Origin of the sequence: Demequina phytophila, assembly GCF_000971135.1 — a bacterium.
Classification (GTDB): domain Bacteria; phylum Actinomycetota; class Actinomycetes; order Actinomycetales; family Demequinaceae; genus Demequina; species Demequina phytophila.
Genome location: NZ_BBLW01000001.1, coordinates 143,162 through 166,686 on the forward strand (window position 1 = coordinate 143,162; position 23,525 = coordinate 166,686).

28 protein-coding genes are annotated in these 23,525 nt (G+C 72.5%); 12 read left to right on the plus strand and 16 right to left on the minus strand.

The window, feature by feature from the left end; translation table 11 throughout:
• The first annotated feature begins 24 nt into the window (after positions 1–24).
• The 3 genes from AOM01_RS00675 (at position 25) to AOM01_RS00685 (ending at position 1,047) form a co-directional block, all read left to right on the plus strand.
• The gene (locus tag AOM01_RS00675; protein ID WP_062287530.1) at positions 25–267 is read left to right on the plus strand and encodes a hypothetical protein; all 243 of its coding nucleotides are present in this window, start codon (positions 25–27) and stop codon (positions 265–267) included.
• A gap of 99 nt (positions 268–366) precedes the next feature.
• Positions 367–603 (plus strand): hypothetical protein, encoded by a 237-nt coding sequence (locus AOM01_RS00680; protein ID WP_062287533.1) that lies wholly within the window; start codon positions 367–369, stop codon positions 601–603.
• Between the two features lie 120 nt (positions 604–723).
• A complete protein-coding gene (locus tag AOM01_RS00685; RefSeq protein WP_062287536.1) occupies positions 724–1,047 on the plus strand; it encodes a hypothetical protein in 324 nt (107 codons plus the stop codon).
• A 13-nt stretch (positions 1,048–1,060) separates the two neighbouring features.
• Here AOM01_RS00685 and AOM01_RS00690 read toward each other — a convergent pair whose 3' ends face one another.
• Genes AOM01_RS00690 through AOM01_RS00710 form a run of 5 tightly spaced genes read right to left on the minus strand, consistent with a single transcriptional unit; the run spans position 1,061 to position 8,270 of the window.
• Positions 1,061–2,176 carry a peptidase C39 family protein gene (locus AOM01_RS00690; protein ID WP_062287539.1) on the minus strand — a complete coding sequence of 372 codons (1,116 nt, stop codon included), beginning with the start codon at positions 2,174–2,176 and terminating at the stop codon, positions 1,061–1,063.
• A gap of 1 nt (position 2,177) precedes the next feature.
• Positions 2,178–3,758 (minus strand): ATP-binding cassette domain-containing protein, encoded by a 1,581-nt coding sequence (locus tag AOM01_RS00695; protein WP_062287542.1) that lies wholly within the window; start codon positions 3,756–3,758, stop codon positions 2,178–2,180.
• Positions 3,755–4,618 (minus strand): ABC transporter permease, encoded by an 864-nt coding sequence (locus AOM01_RS00700; RefSeq protein WP_062287545.1) that lies wholly within the window; start codon positions 4,616–4,618, stop codon positions 3,755–3,757. Before AOM01_RS00700 ends, AOM01_RS00695 begins: the two co-directional genes overlap by 4 nt.
• Positions 4,615–5,610, minus strand: coding sequence for an ABC transporter permease (locus AOM01_RS00705; RefSeq protein WP_228374171.1), 996 nt, complete (start codon positions 5,608–5,610; stop codon positions 4,615–4,617). Before AOM01_RS00705 ends, AOM01_RS00700 begins: the two co-directional genes overlap by 4 nt.
• Before the next feature lie 2 nt (positions 5,611–5,612).
• Positions 5,613–8,270: an ABC transporter substrate-binding protein gene (locus AOM01_RS00710; RefSeq protein ID WP_062287548.1), complete on the minus strand. Its 2,658-nt coding sequence runs from the start codon at positions 8,268–8,270 to the stop codon at positions 5,613–5,615.
• Between the two features lie 87 nt (positions 8,271–8,357).
• Here AOM01_RS00710 and AOM01_RS00715 point away from each other — a divergent pair, with 87 nt between their 5' ends.
• On the plus strand, positions 8,358–9,047 hold the full coding sequence (locus tag AOM01_RS00715; protein WP_169746487.1) for a DUF1684 domain-containing protein: 690 nt from the start codon (positions 8,358–8,360) through the stop codon (positions 9,045–9,047).
• Positions 9,048–9,054: 7 nt separating this feature from the next.
• Here the strand turns inward: AOM01_RS00715 and AOM01_RS00720 are convergent, their stop codons facing one another.
• Complete coding sequence (locus AOM01_RS00720; RefSeq protein ID WP_062288539.1) at positions 9,055–9,678, minus strand: thymidine kinase; 624 nt, start codon at positions 9,676–9,678, stop codon at positions 9,055–9,057.
• 471 nt (positions 9,679–10,149) lie between these two features.
• Here AOM01_RS00720 and AOM01_RS00725 point away from each other — a divergent pair, with 471 nt between their 5' ends.
• Complete coding sequence (locus AOM01_RS00725; RefSeq protein WP_062287554.1) at positions 10,150–10,461, plus strand: DUF2316 family protein; 312 nt, start codon at positions 10,150–10,152, stop codon at positions 10,459–10,461.
• A gap of 39 nt (positions 10,462–10,500) precedes the next feature.
• Here the strand turns inward: AOM01_RS00725 and AOM01_RS00730 are convergent, their stop codons facing one another.
• Positions 10,501–10,776 carry a hypothetical protein gene (locus AOM01_RS00730; protein WP_062287557.1) on the minus strand — a complete coding sequence of 92 codons (276 nt, stop codon included), beginning with the start codon at positions 10,774–10,776 and terminating at the stop codon, positions 10,501–10,503.
• 58 nt (positions 10,777–10,834) lie between these two features.
• Between AOM01_RS00730 and AOM01_RS00735 the strand changes: the two genes are divergently transcribed.
• The gene (locus AOM01_RS00735; protein WP_082109862.1) at positions 10,835–12,268 is read left to right on the plus strand and encodes an MFS transporter; all 1,434 of its coding nucleotides are present in this window, start codon (positions 10,835–10,837) and stop codon (positions 12,266–12,268) included.
• A gap of 6 nt (positions 12,269–12,274) precedes the next feature.
• Here AOM01_RS00735 and AOM01_RS00740 read toward each other — a convergent pair whose 3' ends face one another.
• The 4 genes from AOM01_RS00740 to AOM01_RS00755 are packed head-to-tail and all read right to left on the minus strand — an operon-like array spanning position 12,275 to position 14,057.
• Positions 12,275–12,619, minus strand: a complete 345-nt coding sequence (locus AOM01_RS00740) for a hypothetical protein (RefSeq protein ID WP_156155769.1) — start codon at positions 12,617–12,619, stop codon at positions 12,275–12,277.
• Entirely contained in the window at positions 12,616–13,119 is a 504-nt protein-coding gene (locus AOM01_RS00745) for a GNAT family N-acetyltransferase (protein ID WP_062287562.1), read from the minus strand. The genes AOM01_RS00740 and AOM01_RS00745 overlap by 4 nt, the downstream gene beginning before the upstream one ends.
• Positions 13,119–13,508 carry a ribonuclease E inhibitor RraB gene (locus AOM01_RS00750; protein ID WP_062287567.1) on the minus strand — a complete coding sequence of 130 codons (390 nt, stop codon included), beginning with the start codon at positions 13,506–13,508 and terminating at the stop codon, positions 13,119–13,121. The genes AOM01_RS00745 and AOM01_RS00750 overlap by 1 nt, the downstream gene beginning before the upstream one ends.
• A 9-nt stretch (positions 13,509–13,517) precedes the next feature.
• On the minus strand, positions 13,518–14,057 hold the full coding sequence (locus tag AOM01_RS00755; RefSeq protein WP_062287570.1) for a GNAT family N-acetyltransferase: 540 nt from the start codon (positions 14,055–14,057) through the stop codon (positions 13,518–13,520).
• Between the two features lie 94 nt (positions 14,058–14,151).
• Between AOM01_RS00755 and AOM01_RS14540 the strand changes: the two genes are divergently transcribed.
• The 5 genes from AOM01_RS14540 (at position 14,152) to AOM01_RS00775 (ending at position 16,879) form a co-directional block, all read left to right on the plus strand.
• Positions 14,152–14,325, plus strand: coding sequence for a DUF8730 family Cys-rich protein (locus AOM01_RS14540; protein ID WP_169746488.1), 174 nt, complete (start codon positions 14,152–14,154; stop codon positions 14,323–14,325).
• Positions 14,326–14,490: 165 nt separating this feature from the next.
• Complete coding sequence (locus tag AOM01_RS00760) at positions 14,491–14,721, plus strand: TM2 domain-containing protein (RefSeq protein WP_228374172.1); 231 nt, start codon at positions 14,491–14,493, stop codon at positions 14,719–14,721.
• A gap of 84 nt (positions 14,722–14,805) precedes the next feature.
• Positions 14,806–15,258 carry a CotH kinase family protein gene (locus AOM01_RS00765; protein ID WP_062287573.1) on the plus strand — a complete coding sequence of 151 codons (453 nt, stop codon included), beginning with the start codon at positions 14,806–14,808 and terminating at the stop codon, positions 15,256–15,258.
• Positions 15,259–15,315: 57 nt separating this feature from the next.
• Complete coding sequence (locus AOM01_RS00770) at positions 15,316–15,579, plus strand: hypothetical protein (RefSeq protein WP_062287575.1); 264 nt, start codon at positions 15,316–15,318, stop codon at positions 15,577–15,579.
• Positions 15,580–15,628: 49 nt separating this feature from the next.
• A complete protein-coding gene (locus tag AOM01_RS00775; RefSeq protein ID WP_062287578.1) occupies positions 15,629–16,879 on the plus strand; it encodes an arginine deiminase in 1,251 nt (416 codons plus the stop codon).
• A gap of 11 nt (positions 16,880–16,890) precedes the next feature.
• Here the strand turns inward: AOM01_RS00775 and AOM01_RS00780 are convergent, their stop codons facing one another.
• The 5 genes from AOM01_RS00780 to AOM01_RS00800 are packed head-to-tail and all read right to left on the minus strand — an operon-like array spanning position 16,891 to position 21,263.
• Positions 16,891–17,394 (minus strand): RrF2 family transcriptional regulator, encoded by a 504-nt coding sequence (locus AOM01_RS00780; protein ID WP_062287581.1) that lies wholly within the window; start codon positions 17,392–17,394, stop codon positions 16,891–16,893.
• 9 nt (positions 17,395–17,403) lie between these two features.
• The gene (locus AOM01_RS00785; RefSeq protein ID WP_082109865.1) at positions 17,404–18,459 is read right to left on the minus strand and encodes a sulfate/molybdate ABC transporter ATP-binding protein; all 1,056 of its coding nucleotides are present in this window, start codon (positions 18,457–18,459) and stop codon (positions 17,404–17,406) included.
• The gene (locus tag AOM01_RS00790; RefSeq protein WP_062287584.1) at positions 18,456–19,265 is read right to left on the minus strand and encodes a sulfate ABC transporter permease; all 810 of its coding nucleotides are present in this window, start codon (positions 19,263–19,265) and stop codon (positions 18,456–18,458) included. Before AOM01_RS00790 ends, AOM01_RS00785 begins: the two co-directional genes overlap by 4 nt.
• Positions 19,258–20,205 carry a sulfate ABC transporter permease subunit CysT gene (gene cysT / locus AOM01_RS00795; protein WP_082109866.1) on the minus strand — a complete coding sequence of 316 codons (948 nt, stop codon included), beginning with the start codon at positions 20,203–20,205 and terminating at the stop codon, positions 19,258–19,260. Before cysT ends, AOM01_RS00790 begins: the two co-directional genes overlap by 8 nt.
• Positions 20,202–21,263 carry an extracellular solute-binding protein gene (locus AOM01_RS00800; protein ID WP_062288551.1) on the minus strand — a complete coding sequence of 354 codons (1,062 nt, stop codon included), beginning with the start codon at positions 21,261–21,263 and terminating at the stop codon, positions 20,202–20,204. The genes cysT and AOM01_RS00800 overlap by 4 nt, the downstream gene beginning before the upstream one ends.
• Positions 21,264–21,652: 389 nt before the next feature.
• Here AOM01_RS00800 and AOM01_RS00805 point away from each other — a divergent pair, with 389 nt between their 5' ends.
• Entirely contained in the window at positions 21,653–23,452 is a 1,800-nt protein-coding gene (locus AOM01_RS00805) for an alpha/beta hydrolase (protein ID WP_062287586.1), read from the plus strand.
• Positions 23,453–23,525: the final 73 nt, after the last annotated feature.

The following is a 23,525-nucleotide window of genomic DNA, read 5'->3' on the forward strand; positions in this document are numbered from 1 at the left end:
CACCGACGGAGCGAAGACCCCGCCATGAGCGACCCCCGTGAACGCCACCTGAGCCTCGACAACTACGCCGACCTGCTGTCGCTCGCCGGCATCGTCCGCGACGTCGCCCCCTGCTCGGCGTGCGGACCCGACGCCCCGCCGCTGCGCACCGAGGCGCTGTGGATCGGGCACGACGCGCTCGGCGAGGAGCTCAGCGGCGCCGCCCTGCTCTGCGTGCGTCACGCGGCGGAGTGGTCGGACACGGGCCACATCGCGCTCGCCTCGTAGTCGCGTGGCCGGCGCGGGACCAAGGGCCCCCGGAGGCGCCTCGCGCCGGCGCTACCGTGGGGGCGCCCACGAAGACAACGACGTACGGAGTGCGGGCCCATGATCGACACCCCCGAGCGCCTCTTGAGCCTCGACAACTATGCGGACCTCCTTGCCCTCGCGGGCGTGGTCCGGGCGACCGGCACCTGCAGCGCATGCGGTGCCGCGTCCCACCCGGTCCGGACCGACGCCCTGTGGATCGTCCACGACCGCACCGGCCACGACCTCAGCGGCATGTCGCTGCTGTGCGCGCGGCACGCCGCCGACTGGTCGCGCTCGGGGCACGTCGCGGTCTGACGCCTCGCGGCTTCCCGCGTCGTGCCGGGGCCTCGGAGATCAGGACGAAGGCCCCTCGCATCGGCACTTGGTGCCACATAACCTTGTTGCTTCCCCGGATCCCGACTACCAGGCAGCATCATGACCGACCTTCACGAGCACGCACCCGCACTGAGCCTCGACAGCTATGCGCAGATCCTCGCGCACGCCGACGCCGTGCGCGACGCCGCGGCGTGCGCGGACTGCCCGCCGTCGGCCGTGCCGATCAGCGTCGACGACCTCTGGGTGGTGCACGACCGCACCGACCCCACGCTCGCGAACGCCTCCGTGCTGTGCGCACGGCACGCCGCCCAGTGGGCGCGCCCCCACCTGATCCGGAGCGCGACCGGCGGGCACCCGTTCACCCGCCGGCGCATCGTGCAGGCGCGGCCCTACCTCCACGCGATGGAGACGCGCGAGGGCTGAACGCTCTCGACGGCTACGCGCGCCGCAACCAGACGATCCCGCGGTAACCGTCCGGACCCCACCGGACCATCCGGTCGAGGTCCGCGGCCGCGACCGGCATGTCGTGGGTGTCGACCCACGACTCCCCGGCGACGTCCTCGACCCACGGGTCCTCGAGCAGGAACATCCCGTCGCGGGCCGCGTGCGCCACGATCCAGTGGGCGCCGGTGACGCCGTGCATGGGCTCCTCGTCGACCAGGAGCAGCGCGACCCACCCCTCCCGGATCCGGACCTCGAGCTCCTCCATCGACACCCGCGCCCGCGACACCGGCACACCCAGCGCCGCCGCCCGCGCCGCCGAGTGCTCCTGCAGCTCCGCGCGGTAGTTCCAGTCGAACCCCTGGTAGTCCTCCAGCAGCACCGGTCCGTCGTGGTCCAGCGCGACCTCGACGGGTGCCCCGTCTGGTGCCCCGCCGGCGGAAGCCCCGACCTCCTCGCGCAACCGCACCGCCAGTCCCACCGGCTCGCACGCGGGATGGTTGGTCGCCTCGCGCCAGAACCCGATCTCGCGGTCGCGATCGGATCCGCCGGCACCGGCGAAGCCCACCACGCCGCGGGACTCGACCGCCATGAGCCCCGCGACCGCGCCGCACGTGTACAGCGTGGTCTGGGCGTAATAGCCGAGCTCCTCGTGCGGCACGTCGCGCAGCCATAGCACGTAGCCGGCGAAGCGCTCGGTGCCCTTGGCGCCCCACGGCTCACGCAGCGGCGCGAAGCCCCGCGCGATCGCGAACGGCGGCAACGCGAGCCCCGGCGCGACCTCCCACTTCACCGCGGCGTCACCGGCGACCGTCCGCTCCTCCAGCAGCCCGTCGACCAGCGCCTCCGCGGCGGCGAGCCCCGCCGCCGACGCGGCCCACCACAGGTCCACGATCTTCACGGCGGCCGTTGCGGGCCTCCCGCTGGTGAGCATCGCCGCGAGCGGCGCACCGTCCGCGTCGCGCCGGACCGCGAGCGCCGGCCGGTAGGCGGAGCGCGGCAGGTTCCACCGCGCGGTCCGCTCCTCGCCCAGCACGTCCGCGAGCTCGGCGCCCCACTGCTCGAATGCCACCGGCGTGAAGCCCGCCGGCGGCGTCCCGAATCCCGACACGTCAGTCCTTCCCGTCGGCGGGCACGGCGTTCTCCCGCATCGCGGCCGCGACCAGCAGCCTCGTGTACTCGTGGGCGGGGTGCTCGAGCACCTCGTGGCACGGCCCGGCCTCGACCACGCGGCCGTCCCACATGACCGTCACCGTGTCCGCGATCATGCGCACCACCGCGAGGTCATGCGAGATGAAGAGGATCGCGATGCCGAGCTCGTCGCGGAGCCGCGCGAGCAGCGCCAGGATGTCCGCCTGCACCGACACGTCGAGCGCGGACACCGACTCGTCGCAGATGAGCAGCCGCGGCTCGGGCGCGAGCGCCCGCGCGATCGCGACCCGCTGGCGCTGACCTCCGGACAGCTCCGCGGGCCGCTTGCGCGCGAACTCCGCGGGCAGCCCCACCATCTCGAGCATCGTGGGCACCTCGGACGCTTCCCGTCCCGCCACCCCCAGCGCCTCCGCGAGGATCGCTCCGATGCTCATCATCGGGTTGAGCGACGAGTACGGGTCCTGGAACACGATCTGCATCTGGCCGGGCGTGCGCGACGCGCGCCCCGCAGCCAATGCGGCGCCCCCGAGGACGATGCTTCCCGCGTCCTCCCGTTCGAGGCCGGCGATGCACCGGGCCAGGGTGGACTTGCCGGACCCCGACTCCCCCACGATGCCGACGATCGCGCCAGGCGCGATGCTGAGATCCACCGCGTCGAGGACGGTGCGCGCGCCGAAGGCCTTGGTGACGCGCTCGCACACCAGCAGCGCCTCCACCTCGGCGGAACCGTCCGCCGATTCCTCGGCGATCCGCGCCCCCGTCCGGGCGGCCACCACCGGGTCCGCCTCGATGAGCGCCCGCGTGTACGGGTGCTCCGGGGCCGCGAGCACGGCGGCGGTGGCGCCCCGCTCGACGACCTTGCCGTCGCGCATCACCAGCACCTGGTCGGTGCGGCCCCTCACCACTCCCAGGTCGTGGGAGATGAGGATGACGGACAGGCGCCGCTCGAGCTGGATGCGGCGCAGCAGGTCGAGGATCTCGGCCTGGTTGGACGCGTCGAGCGCGGTGGTGGGCTCGTCGGCGATGAGCAGCTGCGGATCCGAGGCGAGCGCCGCCGCGATCGCGACGCGTTGGCGCATCCCGCCCGAGAGCTCGTGCGGGAAGGCGTCAGCGACGCGGGCCGGGAGGTTGACCTCGGCCAGCCTCTCCTCGACGGCCTTCCGCCGCGCGCCCCGCGTGAGCCGCCTCCCCTGCGCCGCCTCGATGGTCCACGCGATCTGATCGCCGCACCGGTGGACGGGCGTGAGGGAGGTGAACGGGTCCTGGAGCAGCAGCGAGACGGAACGTCCCCGCGCCCGCCGCCACGCCGCATCGTCCCCCGCCCGGGTGACCGGAAGGTCCTGACCGGCGACGGAGACCGCCCCGGTCGCGCGGAAGCCGCGCGGCAGCAGGCCCACGATGGACTTGGCGGTCAGGGTCTTTCCGGACCCGGACTCGCCGATGAGCGCGAGCGTCGCGCCGGGCGCGATCTCCGCGTCGATGGGCTCCACCATCGTCCCGGATGGCCCGAGAACGGTGAGCGCGGACAACAGGACCGTCATCGGACCTCCTCCCCCACCTGCGAGAGCCGCTGCCCGATCCAGTCGCCCACGAGGTTGACGCACACCGCGACCGCCACGATCAGCAGCGCGGGCACGAACACGGCGGCGGGGTTCTGGAACATGATGGCGCGGCCGTCGGTGAGCTGGCGGCCCCAGTCGGCGGTGCCGGGCGCGACGCCCACGCCCAGGAAGGACAGCGACGAGAACGCGACGAGCGCGAACGCGACGTTGAGCATCATGTTGGTGACCACCAGCGAGGTGACGTTGGGCAGGATGTGCCGGAACATCACGCGCCAGCGGGACAGGGACAGCATCTGGGCCGCCTCGATGTAGGGCCGCGCGGACTGCTCGAGCACGCCGGCGCGGACGATCCGGATGTCGGACGGCGAGAACAGCACGATGAGCAGCGCGACCGTCACCCAGTAGCCGCCGCCCATCACGCCCGAGACCACGATCGCGGCGAGCAGGACGGGCACGGCGAGCAGCAGGTCGGTCCAGCGCGAGATCAGGGTGTCGAGCCAGCCCCGCTCGTAGCCGGCGAGCGTGCCCATCACCACGCCCAGCAGCATCGAGCCGATCGCCACGATCACCGGTCCCACCAGGGCCGACGCGGTGCCGGCGACGGCCATCTGGAGGATGTCGCGCCCCAGCTCGTCGGTGCCCAGCGGATGCCCGGGCGAGCCCGGCGGCAGCGTGGAGGCGAGGATGTCCTGGTGCATCGCGTCGGGGAAGATCAGCTTCCCGAACGCCGCGGCGAGGACGGCCAGCGCGAGCACTCCGAGCGCGATCGCGACCCCGATGGGCAGGCGTCGGCGACGGCGCCGGACGGGCGCGACGCCGATCACGCGGATGTCGCTCATGACGCGGCTCCCATCTGACGGCGCACGCGCGGGTCGAGCAGGATGTACGTGAGGTCCGCGATGAGCGCGATCGCGGCGATCACCACGGCGACCAGCAGCGTGAGCGACTGCACCACGGCGATGTCCTTGAACAGCACCGAGTCCTGCAGCAGGGTGCCCAGTCCGGGCAGCGCGTACGTGGTCTCGGCGAGCACGGTGCCGCCCACCAGGAAGGTGAGCACCAGCGAGGCGCCCGTGACGATCGGGATCGCGGCGTTGCGCAGCGCGATGCGCCGCACCAGCCGCTCCCCCAGGCCGCGCGAGCGGGCGAACGTAACGTAGTCGGACTCGAGCTCGCGCAGCATCGCGGTGCGGGTGAGCTTGACGATGATCGCGCCGAGCCCCAGCGCGAGCGTCACCGCGGGCAGCACCAGGTGCCTGAGGGTGTCGACGCCGCCGTCGCCGCCCCCGTAGACCGGGAAGATCGGCAGGTAGTACGCGAACACGTAGAGCAGCAGCAGGCCCACGGCGAACGTGGGGGCGCTCAGCCCCAGGATCGACATCGCGTTGCCGGTGCGGTCCACCCAGCCGCCCGCCTTGACGGCGGAGCGCACGCCCAGCGGCACCGCGGAGATCACCGCGACCACGAACGCCAGCAGGCACAGCGCGAGCGTGATGCCCACGCGGTCGCCGATCGCGTCCGCGACCGGCTGCTGCAGGCGGATCGACATCCCCAGGTCACCCGTCACGAACCCCTTGAGCCACGAGAGGTACTGGATCACCACCGGGTCGTCCAGACGGTACTGCTCGCGCACCGCGGCGATCACGTCGGGGTTGGTGGGTCGGTTGCCCAGCAGGTTCTTCACGATGTCCCCGGGCGCGAGGTACATCATCGCGAACACCAGGATCGACAGCACGAACAGCACCCCGAGCACGCCGAGCACGCGCACCGCGACCATGCGGCCCAGGGGCCGCAGGCGCGAGGCGCGTGCTCGGGTGTCAGCGATCGACAACGTCAGCCTGCCCTGTACAGCTGGGCGGGCCAGGTGGAGACGAACGTGAACGCGCTGTAGTCGTTCACGCCCAGGTCGTTGGCGAAGCCGGTCGCGGACTGGCCCCACCACAGCGGGATGTTGATGGCGTCCTCGGCCTGGAGGGTCTCCGCCTCGACCAGCAGGTCGATGCGCGCGGCCGGGTCGTTCTCCGCGCCCACCTCGGCGAGGAGGTCCAGGACCTCCTGGTTGTCGTACTGCGCGGGGTTGCCCGCGCCGATGAGGTAGGACGGGATCTCCGCCGGGTCGCCGAGCGTCGAGAAGTACCACATGTAGTTGAGGCCGTACTCGGAGCTCGGGTCGAGGCTCGCGAGCCACTCCTCGATGGGCACCTCGCGCACGTTGAGCGTGATGCCCACCTCGGCGAGGTCCTGCGCGAGCGCCTGGGCCGCGGTGCCCAGCTGCGGGCCCGTGTTGGGAGTGAGCAGCTCGGTGGTGAAGCCGTCAGGGACGGACGATGCCGCGAGGGCTTCGCGTGCCGCGTCCAGCGAGTAGTCCCACTGGGGGATGCCGGCGAGGATCTCGCGCGCCTCGTCCGCGGAGTACACGCTGCCGAGCGACTCGGGCGTCATGATCGCGGTCGCGGCCTCGCCGTGGCCCTTGAGGAGGGTGTCGACGTACGCGTCGCGGTTGACCGCGTGGGCGATGGCCTCGCGCACCTTCGGGTCGTCGAACGGCGCGACCCCGGTGTTGAAGTACAGGCCCACATAGGAGAGGTCGTTGACGTACTCGACGCGCATGTCGGACAGCGACTCCCACTGCTCGGCCTGCGAGAACGGCACGTTGAACGCGATGTCGACGTCGCCGGACTGGGCGGCCAGCAGCCGCGTGGACTCGTCGGCGACGAAGTCGACGCGGATCTCCTTGACCTTGGGCAGCTCGCCCCACCACGTGTCGACCCGCTCGAAGGTGACGTGCGAGTCGGGCACGAACTCGGTGACCTGGTAGGGGCCGGTGCCGAGCAGCAGCGAGTCGGACGTGCCGACGTCGCCGGAGTTGGCCTCCCAGAACGCCTTCGAGGTGATGAACGCGGCGCCCGCGGTCGACATGTTCGCCGCGAAGGCCGCGTCGGGGGCATTGAGGGTGATGGTGACCTCGGAGTCGCCGGTCTGCTCGATGGTGTCGATGCCGGTCATGTAGTAGGCGAGGCCGGGCGAGGCCGTCTCGTCGCGCGCCATGTCGAGGCTGAAGACCACGTCCTCGGCGGTGACGGGCGTGCCGTCCTGGAACTGCGCGTCGTCCCGGAGCTCGTAGACGTAGGTGACCTCGTCGGTCTGCTCCCAGCTCTCTGCGAGGCCGGGCTGGATCGCGCCGTCCGCGTCGATGGTGACCAGGCCCTCCTGCGCGACCGAGGCGATGTAGTAGTTGAGGATGCCGGACTCGGCGCCCACGTAGAGGCTCGACAGCGAGCCCGGCAGCGCGACGGTGATCGACTCGATCTCCTCGCCGGTGTCCGTGCCCACCTCGGCCGGGGCCGGAGCCGAGGACGAGGTGTCCGGATCGGACGATGCGGTGCAGCCGGCGAGCGCCAGCGCGCCGGCGACGGTGGCCGCCGCGGTGCGGGCGACGGCTCCGGACGTGAGTGCCATGGTGTTCTCCTCGGTGTGGGTGGGTCCCAGGGACGCGAAGCGCGCCCGGTGAGCGGTGGTGCGGCGGCGCGCATCGAGGATGGCCTCGACGCCGACGGGTGAGGGCTGGTGCGCGGCGAGCACGCGCAGCGCGGCCACCACTCCAGGGATCTGGGCCGCCTCGGCGAGCGTGGCGGCGGTGGTGCGGCGGCGGATCGCGGGCGCGAGGCCCAGCGCGCGAACCGTGGACGGGAGGGTCGCGCCCTCGAGCGCGGATTCGACCACGAACGCCGTGCCGCGTGCGTGCGCCGCGAGCGCGACGGCGGTCTCCGGGCGGCTCACCGCGATATCGTGCGCGCCCGCGCCCCGACCCAGGCGGCCCGCGACGGTCGAGGTGCACGTGCCGGCGCCTGCGATCCAGGGGGTATCCGCGAGCGCCGCGGGGTCGATGCGGCCGTCCGTCGCGGGCACGTCCGTCGCCGTGACCGCGATGACCTCCTCCGCGAACAGGAAGGACGTGCGCAGCCCGGTGGCGCGCGCGCGCTCGCGCGGGTCGAGCGGGGTCGGGGTGACGGCGATGTCGGCGCGGCCGCCACGGACCATGTCGAGCGCGGCGTCCGCGTCGGGCGCCTCGAGGATCGCGACCTCGAGGTGAGGCTGCAGGCGGGCGAGCCGCGTGGCGGCGGGCGCGAGCACCGGCCCCACCTGGTCGGGGGTCGCCACCAGCCGCACCAGCCCGCCGCGCTGGCCGAGCGCGCGGGCGAGCTCCGTCGCGGCCGCCGTGAGGCTCGCGTCGATACGCGGGGCGTGGCGCGCGAGCAGTGCGCCCACGGGCGTGAGGCGCGCCGCACGTGCCGTCCTCGCGACGAGCGGGGCGCCCAGCCGCTCCTCGAGCCGCTGCACGTGCTGGGTGATGGTCGGCTGGCTGTAGCCCAGCGCGCGGGCCGCCGCGGAGATCGAGCCGTGCTCGTCGATGGCGACCAGGATGCGCAGCGAATGGAGGTCGATGACCCTCGTGAGGGACTCGATCTCGGGGCCGTTCGCGCCTTCCATAGGGGGACGCTATCCATCTTTTGGCAACCATGGATTACAGCAATGTTTCAATTTGCTCCGGATCCGGTGTCGGACGCGGGTGCGACCATGGCTTCCGTGACCGGACCCACCTCACCCGCACCGCCCGCCGCCGCCGACTACGCCGAGTGGTGCGCCGCGCGGGACGCGGCCGCCTTCGGCCCGCACGGCCTCGCGACGCTCGCCGGCACCGTGTGGCTCACCACGGGAGCGGACCCTGGCGTCCCGGCCGAGGCCACCCTCAGCTCGCTCCTGCTGCGCCGCTTCGAACGCGAGGGTCAAGTCGCCCTGCGCATATACGACCCCGCGCGCCCCGACCACAAAGGGCTCGAGTTCATCGAGCGCTACCCCCACGACCCCGCACTGGCCATCCCGGGCCGCTTCGACGCCACGCCCGCCGACCCGACGCCCACGCGCGCCGTCGACGGCTACCTCTCGATGACCGTCTACGACGGCACCGTGAGGTTCACCCTTGCCGGCACCGAGCTCGAGCTCCTGGTCCATCGCTCCGGCGACGACCTCTTCGCAGCGTTCTCCGACACCAGCAGTGCAGACCGGGACTCCTCGTACGAGTTCCGCATGATCCGCATCCCCGCACCCGGCCCCGACGGCCTCGTGACGGTCGACCTCAACCGCGCCTACCTGCCGCCCAGCCGCTTCTCCCCGCACTTCGTGTGCGTGATGCCTCCGGCGACCAACCGCTGGCAGGTGCCGGTGCAGGTGGGCGAGCGACGCATCGTCCCCCGCGACCAGGACTGAAGCGCGGTCAGAACAGCGCCGGGCGCTCCTGCTCGGGGACGCCGGCGGCCTGCACGGGGCCCACCTTCTCGAGGTAGCAGCGACCGCAGAGCGACTCGTAGTCGGCCTGCTGGCCGTCGATCGCGACCTGCTCGCCGTGGCTGACGAACACGCCGCCGACCACGCGGCCGTTGAAGATCGCCTTCGATCCGCAGCGGCAGATGGTCTTGAGCTCCTCGATCGAGTGCGCGATCTCGAGCAGGCGGAGCGACCCGGGGAAGGACCGCGTCATGAAGTCGCCGCGCAGCCCGTAGCAGAGCACGGGGATGCCGTGCTGAACGGCGATGACGAATGCCTCGTCGACCTGGGCGGGCGTGAGGAACTGCGCCTCGTCGATGAAGATCGCGTCGATCTGGTCGAACGGACGATGCGCGCGCAGTTCCGCCTCGAGCGACGCGTCCGCCGGCAGCAGCACGTCGACGGCACGCTCGACGCCGATCCGCGAGGACACCGCCTCGCCCGCCTTGGTGTCGGTCCCCGGCTTCACGATGACGGGGTGCTGCGCGCGCTCCTCGTAGTTGTAGGCCGCGGTGAGCAGCAGCGCCGTCTTGGACGAGTTCATCGCCCCGTATCGGAAGTAGAGCTTCGCCACCTCGGTCCTCTCGTTGCGCGTGAGCCGCGTGTGCGAGAAGGGTACCGGCGCGCCGGCACGCGCCCGCGCCGCACCGTCGGCGCCCGTGCGCGACGCGTGAAGGCGAGGGTCCACGCGCGCCCCTCGCCGCTTTCATGCACCTTCAGCGGGGAACGGGCGGACGTCGGCGCGCACGTCGCGCCGACGACGTCGACAACACCCCTGGTAAAGGAGCTGCGCGGATAATGCGGTGCCGCGCGGAGCCCCGCCGACCGCACCGACGAGGCCGCAGACCGCTCCGGCGAGACCGGCTATCCCGCGAGAGTGCATGAAAACGGCGAGCGTGGCGACACGAGGTCCGCCGCCAGCCACCGCACCCGTATTTTCCAGGACTCTCCACAGATCTGGTCAGGAGCCGCCGGAAGTGGTGTCATCCTCGTAGGGCTCAACGCGAGCAGTCGGCAACGACGCCGACCAGAAGAAGGAGCATGCATGTCGCTCAACCGGACCGAGGTCGCCCGTACCGGGGTGGAGCTCACCGCCAACCTCGAGCGCGCGGGAATCTCCCGTGAGCAGGTGCTCGAGGACCTCAGCTTCAGCGAGCGCCGCCTCAAGGAGACCCTCCGGGTGGGCCCGGCAGCCGACCCGGCGGACGTGTGGCTGCTGCGCGACTACCTCGACCGCGCCATCCGCGAGCGCGGCGACGTCCCGCAGGCGTGGACCGTGCTCACCGACCAGGCACGTCTGCGCGCGACCCACTGGTTCGCGCTGCGCGAGGCGCCCACCGCACGCCGGGCGTCCTAGGCGGGGCCACCGCACCCGGCAGCGCTCGGCGACGGCGTCCTAGTCGGAGTCGCCGACCTCGGCGGACCCGAACCGCCGACGCGCGTCCGCGCCCGACGTCCCCAGCGCCGCCCCGATCACGGACCACGGCTCGCCCGCGGCGCGCGCATCGGCGACCGTCTCGGTGAGGCGCTCGTACGCGGACGTCACCTCGCCGGCCGCGTCCGCGATCGCGCGCAGGTGCGCCGCATGGCGCGCGGCCCGTGCCGCGGGCACCGCCTCGGGCGACGCGGCGGCGTCGGGCAGGTCGGTCGCGGACTCGCTGGGCTGTCGCATGGTTCCTCCACCATGCGACACCCGGCCTCAACCGTCAACGGCGACCTAACCTGAACCCATGGCCGACACCCCGGCACCTGACGCCCCGGCTCCCGATCCCGCACCCCCGCGCGCGACCGCCGCGCAGGCCACGGTCCTGTGGATCGCGATCCTCGGCAGCTTCGTCGCGTTCCTCGACGGCAGCATCGTCACCGTCGCGCTGCCCGCGATCGCCGACGACCTCGGCGGGGGCATCGCGCTGATGCAGTGGGTCACGGACGCCTACCTCATCACGCTGGGCGCACTGATCCTGGTGGCGGGGTCCCTCTCCGACACGTTCGGGCGCCTCCGGGTGCTGACCGTCGGGCTGATCGGCTTCGGAGCGATGTCCCTGGTCATCGCGCTCGCTCCCACAGGCGGCGTGCTGATCGGAGCGCGCTTCGCGCAAGGCGTCGCCGGGGCGCTCCTGGTGCCTTCGAGCCTCGCGCTCATCATGAGCGCGTTCCGCGGCGCCGCCCAGGCGAAGGCGATCGGCACGTGGACGGGAGCGACCACCGCCGCGTTCGTCGCGGGCCCCCTGCTGGGCGGCGTCCTCACCGACTACGCGTCATGGCGCTGGGCGTTCGGCATCAACGTGGTCCCGATCGCCGTCACTCTTTTCCTGGTCGCGCGGCTCACGACGCAGGGTCACCAGGACGTGCGCCGGCCCGGCGCGACCGTCGACTACCTCGGCGCGGCGCTGTGCGCGATCGGCCTCGGCGCCGCCGTCTACGCGCTCGTCGAGCAGCCGCACCTCGGCTGGGACCACCCCGCCATCGTCGGCTCGGCGATCGGCGGCGTCGCCTGCCTCGCCGCGTTCCTCTGGCGCCAGTCCGTCATCCCCGACCCGATGCTGCCGCTGAGCCTCTTCAGGGCCCGCAACTTCGCGTGGGGCAACCTCACCACGTGGTTCGCGTACGGGGCGCTCGCGCTCAACGGGTTCATCGTGAGCGTGTACCTGCAGCAGGGCGCGGGGCTCACCGCGACCGCGGCCGGCCTCGCGAGCCTGCCCGCGACCGTGATCCTCATCCTCGGGAGCTCGCGCGTGGGCGCCTGGGGCGGGCGCTACGGCCCGCGCCTCTTCATGACGGTGGGTCCGCTGACGATGGGTGTGGGCTCGTTCATGCTCGTCGCCGTGTCCGACGACTTCGACTACTGGACCCAGGTGCTGCCCGGCATCGTCGTGTTCGGCGTCGGACTCACCCTCATGGTCGCGCCGCTCACCTCGGCCATCCTGGGCGCGATCGAGACGGCCCGCTCCGGCATCGCGAGCGCCGTCAACAACGCGGTCGCCCGCATCGCGGGCCTGGTGGCGATCGCGCTGATCGGCACGATCGTCGGGGGCGTGCTGGACCTCGACGGCTTCCGCCGCGCCACCATCGTCACCGGCATCTTCATGGTGGTCGCCGGCACCATCAGCTGGGCGGGCATCAGGAACGATGCGGTGGCCCGGGATGACCCGCCCGTCGCCTGAGCGCCCCTACAGATCCAGCGTCGCCCGCTCGATGAGGTAACGCCGGTTCATCACCACGGCCTGCGCGGTCGCGAGCGAGAAGCACGCCATCGCGATGATCGCGGTGTGACCGCCGGGCGGCAGCACGATCACGAGCAGCGAGATCACCAGCCAGATCCCGCCCGACACGTAGTACTTGGCCTTGGCCGTCTTGATGCCGGCCCAGAAGAAGCCGACCCAGCACAGCACCCCGAGCGACACGAGCGGCGGAAGGATCCACCAGGACGTCTTCCACCGCCACGCCCGGTTCTCGAGCTTGCGGACCGCATGCGGCGGGAGCGCCGAGCCGTCCGGTCCCGTCACCGCACTCACGGAGCAACCCCGAGGTCGTATGTCCACACGTTGAGGGTCATGGGGACGCCGCGATAGTCCTCGCGCAGCTCCGCGCGGAACTGGAACCCCACCGTCCGGCACAGCGCGTTCGAGGCGGCGTTGTCGACGTTCGGGCAGGCCATGAGCAGCGGCAGCGGCCCATGCTCGCGCGCGTCCTCGATCACCAGGCGCACGCCCGCGGTCGCGACGCCCCGGCGCTGGAACTCGGGCAGCACCATCCACCCGATCTCCAGGCAGGGCTCCCCCGCCCACTCCGACTCCCACCAGCCGATCGAGCCGACCGCGACCGGCGCATCGTCCCTCCGGATGGTGAACATGCGTGGGCGCCCGGCGTCCCAGCCGCGCACGTACTGCTCGTGGCGGCGCGCGACGCGCGCCGGCGTCTCGGGACCCGCGAGGTGCTCCATCATCGCGGGCGCGTTGGCCGCCTCGAGCACGGGCAGGTCCGCGTCGGTCCAGCGTCGCAGCCGGTAGCCCACTACAGGCCCTTCTCCTTGTCGGTGAGGAGGCCGGCCCAGCCCTCGTACTCGCCGCCGTACCGGGAGGCGATGTCCTCGCACAGGTCCACGCGCTCGCGCAGGAAGTCGGGCACCAGCGGCGTCCGGTACGCGCGCACGAACAGCATCCATTCGGGGATGTCGTGGCTGGGCTCGACCAGCTCGTGGTTGACGCGCTGAGACCGCAGCTCGTCCGCGGCGGCCTTGGCCTTCACGTCCGACGTGAACGAGACGAAGAACTCGGACTCGCGCGGCGCCGTCGGGTCGCCGCCGCGCGCGGCGAGCGCGTCAAGCTGCTCCTGGTCCTCGGCCCACAGGTCGTGCGGATCGACGCGCTTGCGGCCCCCGAACACCTTCGACAGGAATCCCATGGGTCCACGCTAGCGGCGCATGAGCTCGACGAATCCCAGCTTCTCGTACAGCGCCCTCGCGGGCGCGTTGTCGACGTCGACCGTGAGGGCGAGGTGGGTCTCCCCCACGGCCTTGAGCGCACGGGACGATGCGGCGAGCAGTCCCGCCGCGACCCCCCGTCGCCGGTGGTCGGGGAGGCTGATGCAGTCGAGCACGTACGGGCTGTCGGGGAGGTCGTCGCGCAGGGTGCAGCGCTGCACCACGGTGACGGCGCCGGCGATGGAGCCGTCCTCGGCGAGGCCCACGGGCGAGGCGACGGGCATGAAGTCGCCGGCGGCGTTCTTGAACATGCCCTGGGTCTCCGCGACCACCTCGTCCCACGTGGGCTGGTACGGCCCGCGATGCGGGTAGGCGTCCCACACGGCGCCCGCGAGCCACGGGATGTCCTCGGGGACCATCGCGCGCACGTGCGACCATGGGGTGGCGGCCGCGAGGATCGCGGCGACGGGCGCCTGCATGACGATGCGTCCGATCGACTGGTCCTGCTGCTCCGTCGCGTTGTCGGCCATGCCCCCGACCGTACCAACAACCCGTGTTGACACATACCCCCAGGGGTATGCATACTGGATGGCGGAAAGCGACCCTACGTCAGGAGAAACCCCTATGTGCTCTCGGATCACCTGCAGCCAGTGCGGCAAGCCCACGTGGACCGGCTGCGGCCAGCACGTCGACCAGGCGCTCGCCGGTGTCCCCCAGGACCAGCGCTGCACCTGCGACCAGGGCAGCGCGAACTCGGGCTCCTTCGGCTCGATCTTCGGCTCGATCTTCTCGCGCTGATCGCGTGAGGCCGGCGCAGGCCGCCGGCACCCCATCCGGGGAGGAACCCCCGTCGCCCACGAGGCGGCGGGGGTCTTTGCACGCTCAGGGCCCTCCCCATGTCGCGGTGAGCCGCGGCTGACTAGGCTCGAGGAAGGTCCCCCGCCACCTCTCCTGGAGCCCACCATGACCGACCCGGCACCGATGCTCCCTCCCAAGGACACCGCCATCACGTACATCCTGTGGTTCTTCCTCGGAGTGTTCGGGGTGCACCACTTCTACATGGGGAAGGTCGGCCGCGGGATCCTGTGGCTGCTCACCGGCGGGCTCTTCCTCATCGGGTGGATCGTCGACCTCTTCACCATCCCGTCGCAGGTGCGCAACGTGAACGCGCGCCGCGCGATGGGGTACCGCTGACCTGCCCCCACGCGCCGCGCGCTCCCTGGCAACGCGCGGCCCGCTCTCAGGCGGCTCTCAGGGTCCGTTGATGGGATGAGGGGCATGACCACCACCGACTCCGTCACCGACATCCTCGCCTCGCTGGAGCGCGCCGACGACGCCGCCTTCGCGGCGACGTTGCGTGGCGCGCTCGACGTCGAGGCGTTCGCGACCTACCTGGCCTTCCAGGAGATCGTCGACAACTACGACGCGCCCGCGACCCCATGCAGCCACGCCTACGTCTGCTACGACCCCGCGACCAGCCGCCTCGCGGTCGTGGACTGGGCGCTCGACGTCGCGATCGGCGACCGCTCCGGCCTGGGCGACGCGTCCGGTGCCCGCGCGCTCGCGGACCGCTTCCTCGCCCACCCGGCGTTCGCGGACCTGGTCGACCGCGAGCTCGAGCGGCTCGCCACCGCACTCGTGGACGCGGACGCCGCGGACTTCGGCGCCGCCGTGGGCGCCCGCGTGCTGCGCGAGCACACGCCGCGCCTCGCGCCGGCGCCCGCCGCCTGACAACGACCCGGGAACATCGGGGTTTACCGGGCACGTCGCCCGCGCCAGGATGAGCGCATGGACAACCTGAGCTCGTACCGCACGTTCTTCGTCGTCTGGGTCCTCGGCTTCGCGTTCGTGATGGCGTTCATCGCCACCGCGCAGGAGGGCGGCGACGGCGGCAACACCTTCATCCCCACCTTCTTCCTCGCGGCCATCGCGCAGGTGCCGCTGTTCGTGGTGGTGCTCATGGTGGAGCAGGTCGCGCGCAACCAGGCGACCGCGCTCGCGCGGATCGAGGCGGCCCTTGCCGCGAACCCGGCCGACGCATCGTCCGACTGACACCCCTGCTAGGTTCGAAGCACCCCGCGAGGAAGGTGCGCCACCCGCCATGACCGAGGCCCCGCCGATCACCCTGCCCGAGTACGGCGTGCACTCGGAGGTGGGGCCGCTGCAGAAGGTGCTGGTGTGCTCCCCCGGCCTCGCCCACCACCGGCTCACGCCGTCCAACTGCCAGGACCTGCTGTTCGACGACGTCATGTGGGTCGAGAACGCCGCACGCGACCACGCGGAGTTCGTCCGGCTCATGCGCGACCGCGACATCGAGGTGATGGAGCTCCACACCCTGCTCGCCGAGACCGTCGCGATCCCGCACGCGCGCGCCTGGCTGCTCGACCGCAAGGTCACCCCCGACGAGGTCGGGCTGGGCCTCGCCACCGACATCCGCGCCTACCTCGACGAGCTCCCCTCCGACGAGCTGGCCCGCCACATCATCGGCGGCCTGTCCACGCTCGACCTGCCGCGCGACTTCTCCCCGCCCGGCATCCAGCTGGTGCGCGAGGAGTCCGGCATGCGCGACTACCTGCTGCCGCCGCTGCCCAACACGCTGTTCACGCGCGACACCACCTCGTGGGTCTACGGCGGCGTCACCCTCAACCCGCTGTTCTGGTCCGCGCGTCACGCGGAGACGCTGGTGATGAAGGCGGTCTACGGGTTCCACCCCGACTTCGGCGACGCGGTCAACGTGTGGTGGGGCGACCCGGAGTTCGACCACGGCCTCGCGACGCTCGAGGGCGGCGACGTCATGCCGATCGGCAACGGCACCGTCCTGGTGGGCATGTCCGAGCGGTCGAGCCGCCAGGCCATCACGCAGCTCGCGATGGAGCTGTTCCTCGCGGAGGGCGCACAGCAGGTGATCGTCGCGAAGCTGCCGCGGCTGCGCTCGGCGATGCACCTCGACACCGTGTTCACGCTCGCGGATCGCGACCTGTGCACCGTGTTCCCCGGCATCATCGACGAGATCGAGACCTTCGTCATCCGCGAGGCGCCCGCGCCGGTGATGCTCGACGTGCGCCGCGAGGAGCGCCCGTTCGTGGAGGTGGTGGGCGAGGCGCTCGGCGTGGACCTGCGGGTCATCGCGACCGGGGGCGACCGCTACGCCTCGGAGCGTCAGCAGTGGGACTCGGGCAACAACCTGCTCGCGCTCGAGCCCGGCGTGGTGGTCGCGTACGACCGCAACACCCAGACCAACGACGAGCTCCGCAAGGCGGGCGTCGAGGTCATCGAGATCGTGGGCGCGGAGCTGGGTCGAGGACGCGGCGGCGCGCACTGCATGACCCAGCCCCTGCTGCGCGACGCGTAGCCCGGCGGGACCTACACCGAGGGCGGCGTGCCGCTCGGCAGCGTGGGCGTCTGCGGTCCCGAGCGCGGCTCCCACGCCTGGTCGTGGAGGAACAGGTCGCGGATCTGGTCGGGGAACGCGCCCGTGACCAGCTGGTCCACGGTGACCTCGTCGAACACCATCCGCACCGCTGCGCGCGCCGCGACCCACACCTCCTGCATGTGCTGCAGGCCCTCGGGGTAGACCACCTCGTGAGGTCGCAGGCCGTGCACGTCGGCGAGCGGCCCGTCGATCGCGCGCACCACCTCGCCCACCGTGATCTCGGCTGGCGGCCGGTGCAGCACGTAGCCGCCCTCGGGCCCGCGCATCGACTGCACGATCCCCGCGCGACGCAGGTCCGCGAGCGCCGTCTCGAGGAACTTGCGCGGCATCTCGAACCGCTCCGCGAGCACCGCGACCGGCACGCGCGCCGGGTACGCCTCGGCGAGGCCCACCACGGCCCGCACGGCGTAGTCCCCCTTGGCGGTCACGTGCATGCGGACACCCTACCCGCGGGGGGACGATGCGCCCGCGAGCGCGCGGCCTCCCTCCCCTCCCGCGACGGCCGGGAGGGTCGGGCCGGACGGGGCGACCGCCGCATCGTCCACCGGGAGCGTCGCCGCACCCGCGGCGAGCCGCAGCCAGACCGTGTCCCCCACCCGCGCGCCCAGCGCGCGCAGCTCCGCGCGGGTCAGCACCACGGCGACGGGCGGCGCGCCGCCCACGCCGACGCGGACGCGCGCCTCGTTGCCCACCCGCTGGATGTCCGCGACCACGCCGGCGACGGCGTCGCGCACCTCGATGCCGAGCACCTCGATGTCGTGCGGGCGCACCAGCCTCCCGCCGAGCTGGGTGACGGGGCCCAGGAAGGACATGACGAACGGGTTGGCGGGGCGGTCGTAGAGCGCGTCCGGCGAGCCGGTCTGCTCGACGCGGCCCTGGCTGATCACCACGATCTCGTCGGCGACCTCGAGCGCCTCCTCCTGGTCGTGCGTGACGAACACGGTGGTGACGTGGACCTCGTCGTGGAGGCGGCGCAGCCAGTCGCGCAGCTCCTTGCGGACCTTCGCGTCGAGGGCGCCGAACGGCTCGTCGAGCAGCAGCACGGACGGCTCGACCGCGAGCGCGCGGGCGAGCGCCATGCGCTGGCGCTGCCCGCCCGACAGCTGCGACGGCATGCGGTCCCCGAACTGCTCGAGGTGCACCAGGCGCAGCAGCTCGTCGACGCGGGCGCGGACCTCCTCCCGGGGGCGCTTGCGGATCTCGAGCCCGAACGCGACGTTGCGCGCGACGGACATGTGGGGGAACGCCGCGTAGTGCTGGAACACGAACCCGACCCCGCGCTTCTGCGGGGGAAGCCGGGTCGCGTCCGCGCCGTCGATGGTGACCACGCCGGAGTCCGCCGTCTCCAGGCCGGCGATGATGCGCAGCAGGGTCGACTTGCCGCCTCCGGACGGGCCCAGCAGCGCGGTGAGCGAGCCGGGGCGGATCGCGACGGAGACGTCGTCGAGCGCGGTGAAGGACCCGAAGGTCTTGGTGACGTCACGGATCTCGATGCTCACGAGGTCCTCCTCTCGGTGCGGGCGCGCAGCAGGCCCACGATGGCGATGGCGATGATGGACACGCTGGCGAGGGTGGCGGCCACAGCGAAGGCCCCCTCGCGGTCGAAGTTCATGTAGAGCTCCTCGACGGTGAGCGTCGCGGTCTGGGTGCGGCCGATCAGGTTGCCGGAGACCACCTTGACCGCGCCGAACTCGCCGACCGCGCGGGCGAGGCACAGCACCACGCCGTAGACGAGCCCCCAGCGGATCGCGGGAAGCGTGATGCGGCGGAACGTGGTCCACGGGCCGGCGCCCAGGGAGCGGGCGGCCTGCTCCTGCTCGGTGCCCACCTCCTCGAGCACCGGGATGATCTCGCGGATCACCAGCGGGAGCGCGATGAACGTGGTCGCGAGCACGATCCCGGGGGTCGAGTAGATGATGTCCAGCCCCACGTTCGCGAGCGGGACGCCCAGCCAGCCGGACCTCGCGCCGTAGACCAGGGCGATCGCGAGGCCCACCACCACGGGCGAGACCGCGAGCGGCAGGTCGACGAGCGCGGCGAGCAGGCGCCGTCCCGGGAACGTGCGGCGCACCAGCAGCAGCGCGACCCCGACGCCGAACACCGTGTTGAGCACCACAGCCCAGCCCGCCGCGATGGCGGTGAGGCGCAGCGCGTTGAGGACCAGCGGGTCGCGGAACGTGTCGAGGACCGGCGCGAGGCCGTTCGCGAACGCGCCGGTGAACACCAGCGACACGGGCCACGCGACCAGCAGCACCAGGTACGCGATCACCACGGCGCGCAGCACCACGGGTCCGCGCCTAGCCACGGCGGCCTCCCACGCGGTTGAACAGCCCCAGGGCCAGCGTGACGGCCAGCGAGATGGCGAGCAGGAACGTGGCGACCACGGCGGCGGCGGCCATGTCTCCCCCTTCGATGTAGCCGAGCATGCGGACGGAGGCGACCTCGGTGCGCATCGCGAGGTTGCCGGAGATGAGCACCAGCGAGCCGTACTCGGCGACGCCTCGCGCGAAGGACAGGGCGGCGCCCGCGGCGATGGCCGGCGCGAGGGCAGGGAGGACGATGCGTCGGAACACCGTCCAGCCCGACGCGCCCAGCGAGCGGGCCGCGTCCTCGGCGCTCCGGTCGAGCGTCTCGAGCACGGGCTGCACGGTGCGGACCACGAACGGCAGGGTGACGAACGCCAGCGCGAACGTCACGGCGACCTTCGTGTTCGCGATGTCGACGCCCAGCGGGCTCTGCGGTCCGTACAGCGCGAGCAGCACGAGGCCGGCGACCACGGTCGGCAGCGCGAACGGCACGTCGATCACCACGTCGAGCACGCGCCTGCCGGGGAACCGGTCGCGTACCAGCACCCACGCGATCGCGGTGCCCATCACCGCGTTGATCACGGTCACCAGCGCGGCCTGCTCGAGCGTGAGGCGGATCGCGGCGGCGGTCTGCGGCTGCGTGAGCACCCGCACCACGCCGTCCCAGCCGCCCGCCGCGGCGGTCGCGATGACCGCCGCGAGCGGGAGCAGCACCAGCAGCGAGAGCCACAGGACCGCGAGGCCCAGCCCGAGCCCGGCGCCGAGGCTGAGCGGCGGGGCTGCCGGGGCGACGCCGCGCGAGCTCGAGGCATGTGAGCCGCGCGCGCCGCCGCCCCGGCGCCGGCGGGACGTCACGGGCCGCCCGACCCCGTCTCCACCGGCGACCCCGGGTCGGGACGATGAGGCGACCGCCGCATCGTCCCTCACCGGGGTGGTCATCCCTCGACCCCGAGCTGGGTGAGGAGCTTCGTGATGGTGCCGTCCTCCTCGTCGAAGAACTCCGGAGCGGCGACCTCCCAACCGCCGAAGTCGTCGATCGTGTAGAGGTGCGACGGCGTCGGGAACGGGTCCGCGGGGTCGTTGGCGCCGGGAACCTCGGGGATCTCGACACCATCGATCACGGGCCGGTATCCGGTGCGGGCGAACTCGGACTGCGCCTCGGGCGTGAACAGGAACTGGTACCAGTCGCGCGCCTTGGGGTCGGCGTCCGTGAGCACGGCGCCCGGGTTGTCGATCCGGAGCGTGACGTCGGGGACCACGTAGTCGAGCTCCTCGCCGCTCGCGCGGGCCAGGATGGTCTCGTTCTCGTAGCTGAGCAGCACGTCGCCGGTGCCGGCGAGGAACGCGCTGGTCGCGTCGCGACCGCTCGCGGGCAGCGAGACCACGTTCGCGAGGACGTCCTTGGTGAAGGCCTCCGCGCCCTTCGCGTTCGCGCCGTCCGCGAGGGCGGCGGCCCACACGGCGAGGATGTTCCACCGCGCGCTGCCCGAGGACGTCGGGTTCGGCGTGACGATCTCCACGCCCGGCTCCGCGAGGTCCTCCCAGCTGTCGATGCCGAGCGGGTTGCCCGGCCGGACCGCGATCGCGACCACGGAGCTGGAGACGATCCCCTTGTGCTCGTCCTGGTTCCACTCCGGGTCCACCAGGCCCGCGTCGACCAGGCGGGTGACGTCGGACTCGAGCGAGAAGTGGACGTAGTCCGCCTCGAGCCCCGCCTCGACGGCCCGGCTCTGGTCGCCGGACGCGCCGTAGGACTCCACCCACTGGACGCCCTCCCCCTCGGGTGTCTGCGCCCACAGCGCCTGGATCGCGTCGTTGGCGGCCTGCGGGACGGCGTAGCCGACCACGGAGAGCGTGGTCTCGGTGTCCCCCTCGCCGGAGCCCGAGGCGGCGGGATCGGCGTCCGCGGCGCCCGAGCAGCCGGCGAGGACCGCCACCAGACCCGCCGCGACGGACCCTGCCACCCACCCCCGCGTGCTGAGCTTCCCTGCGTTCATGTCGACCTCCCAGGTCACGAGCCGAGCGGCGCTTGTCGCCTATTTCCTATCGGCTTGATAGACATTAGGGGGATTGCGGGCGCGAGGTCAACCACGAGGCGGGATCCGGCGTGTCGCGTGGGTCCGCAGATCCGTCGCCGGACGCGAAGAACCCCGGGCGGCCGCATCGTCGAGGCCGTCCCGGGGTCACAGGGAGGTGCGGACACGCCATTGTGTCCGCACTCGCCGACGCTAGCGCCGATCGTGGCCCGAATCCGGCCCGTTACGGAATAGTTATCAATGGGAACGGTCACAATGCGTCGCCCGGTGCCGTTCGACCGCTCCGAGGGACGATGCGCGGCGCGGCGCCGCGGCGGCGATACAGTCACAAGGGTGAGGGGGTGACGCCCATGACCGGATCCGCGACCGCCGCGACAGACCTCGCGCCCGTCCCCGACACCGGCCTCGCCGCCCGCGGCCTCATGCTTGTCCGCAGCCTCGCACGCCCCCGGGCCCGCGCATCGTCCACCCGACCGCCGCGCATCCTGGAGCCCACGTTCTCGGGCGTCGGCCTGGTGGTCGGGGCTCTCTTCATCGCCGTCTCGCTCGAACCCTCGCTGCTGCCACGGATCCCCGTGGTCCAGGGTCTCGCGACCGGCGTGTCGTTCATGGTCGGCTACGGGCTGGGCGCCGGGGCGCACTCCATCTGGAACTACCTCGAGGTGCCGAACCTGCGGGGGCGCGCGCTCACGGTGGTCGCCTGGGTGGTGCTCGGGCTGATCGGGGCGAGCCTGGGCCTCGCGATCTGGCGGTGGGTCGGGTGGCAGAACGGCATCCGCCGCACGTTCGGCATGGAGGAGCTCGACCCGACCGCTTGGCCCATCGTCGTCGGGATGGGCCTCGTGGTCGCCGCCACCGTGCTGGTCTGCTCACGCCTGCTGCGGGCCCTGTTCCGCTGGGGCGACTCGCTGCTGCGGCGCTGGCTCCCCCGCCGCCTCGCAGTGACGCTCGCGACCGCGGGGCTGGTGCTGCTGCTGTGGCTCGCGTTCTCGGGCGTGCTGGTGCGCGGCTTCTTCATCACCGCGAACTGGGCGTTCTCGGCGCGCGACCTGGGCGACAAGGTCGGCACCGAGGCGGTCACGTCGCCGCTGCGCTCCGGCGGCGAGGGCTCGCTGGTCGCATGGGAGGACCTGGGCCGCCAGGGGCGCGCGTTCCTGTCCTCGGGGCCATCCGTCGAGGAGCTGGACTCGTGGTCGGGCGGCGGCGCGATCGAGCCGATCCGCGTGTTCGTCGGGCTGCGGTCCGCGGACACCCTCGAGGAGCGCGCGCAGCTCGTGCTCGACGAGCTCATCCGCACGGACGCCTTCGACCGCGAGGTCCTGGTCCTCGCCACGACCACCGGCACCGGCCTCATCGACGCCAACGCCGCGGACTCCCTCGAGTTCCTCTACCACGGCGACACGGCGATCGCCGGGCTGCAGTACTCGTACCTGCCCAGCTGGATCTCGCTGCTCGCGGACCAGCAGGCGGTGAACGACGCCACCCAGGCGACGTTCCGCCTGGTCCACGACTACTGGGCCGAGCTCCCCGAGGACTCCCGCCCCGAGCTCTACCTCTACGGGCTGTCGCTCGGCTCCGCGGGCCCCGAGTCGGTGCTCGGGTCGATCGACATCCTCAACGAGCCCGTCGACGGCGCCCTGCTCACCGGCCCGACGTTCCTCAACCTCATGCACAACGAGCTCGAGCGCTCGCGCGACGCGGGCTCGCCGGCCTGGCTGCCCGTGGTGGGCGAGGGCCGCACCGTGCGCTTCACCGGGGAGGACGATGCGCTGGGCGAGCCGTCAGGGCCGTGGGGTTCCACACGGGTCGTCTACCTGCAGCACGGCTCGGATCCGGTGGTGTTCTTCTCCCCGGTGACGTTCTACCGCGAGCCGGAGTGGCTCAAGGCCGGGCAGCGCGCGCCCGACGTGTCGCCGCAGATGCGGTGGTTCCCGCTCATCACCGGGTGGCAGACCATGCTCGACATGCCCGCGGCCGGCTCGGTGCCCGAGGGCTTCGGGCACATGTACACCGCGAAGGCGAATCTCCAGGCGTGGGTCGGGGTGACCGACCCCGACGACTGGACCGCCGCGGACACGGAGGCGCTCGGCGACTTCCTCAACGAGCGCCGCGCGGAGCGGCTCACGCTCCTCGAGCAGCTCGGGCGGTAGCGGGCGCGGGCGCGAACGCAGGCGCAACGACGCGCGGCGGGCCCGGGGCCCGCCGCGCGTCGTCTCGGTGGTT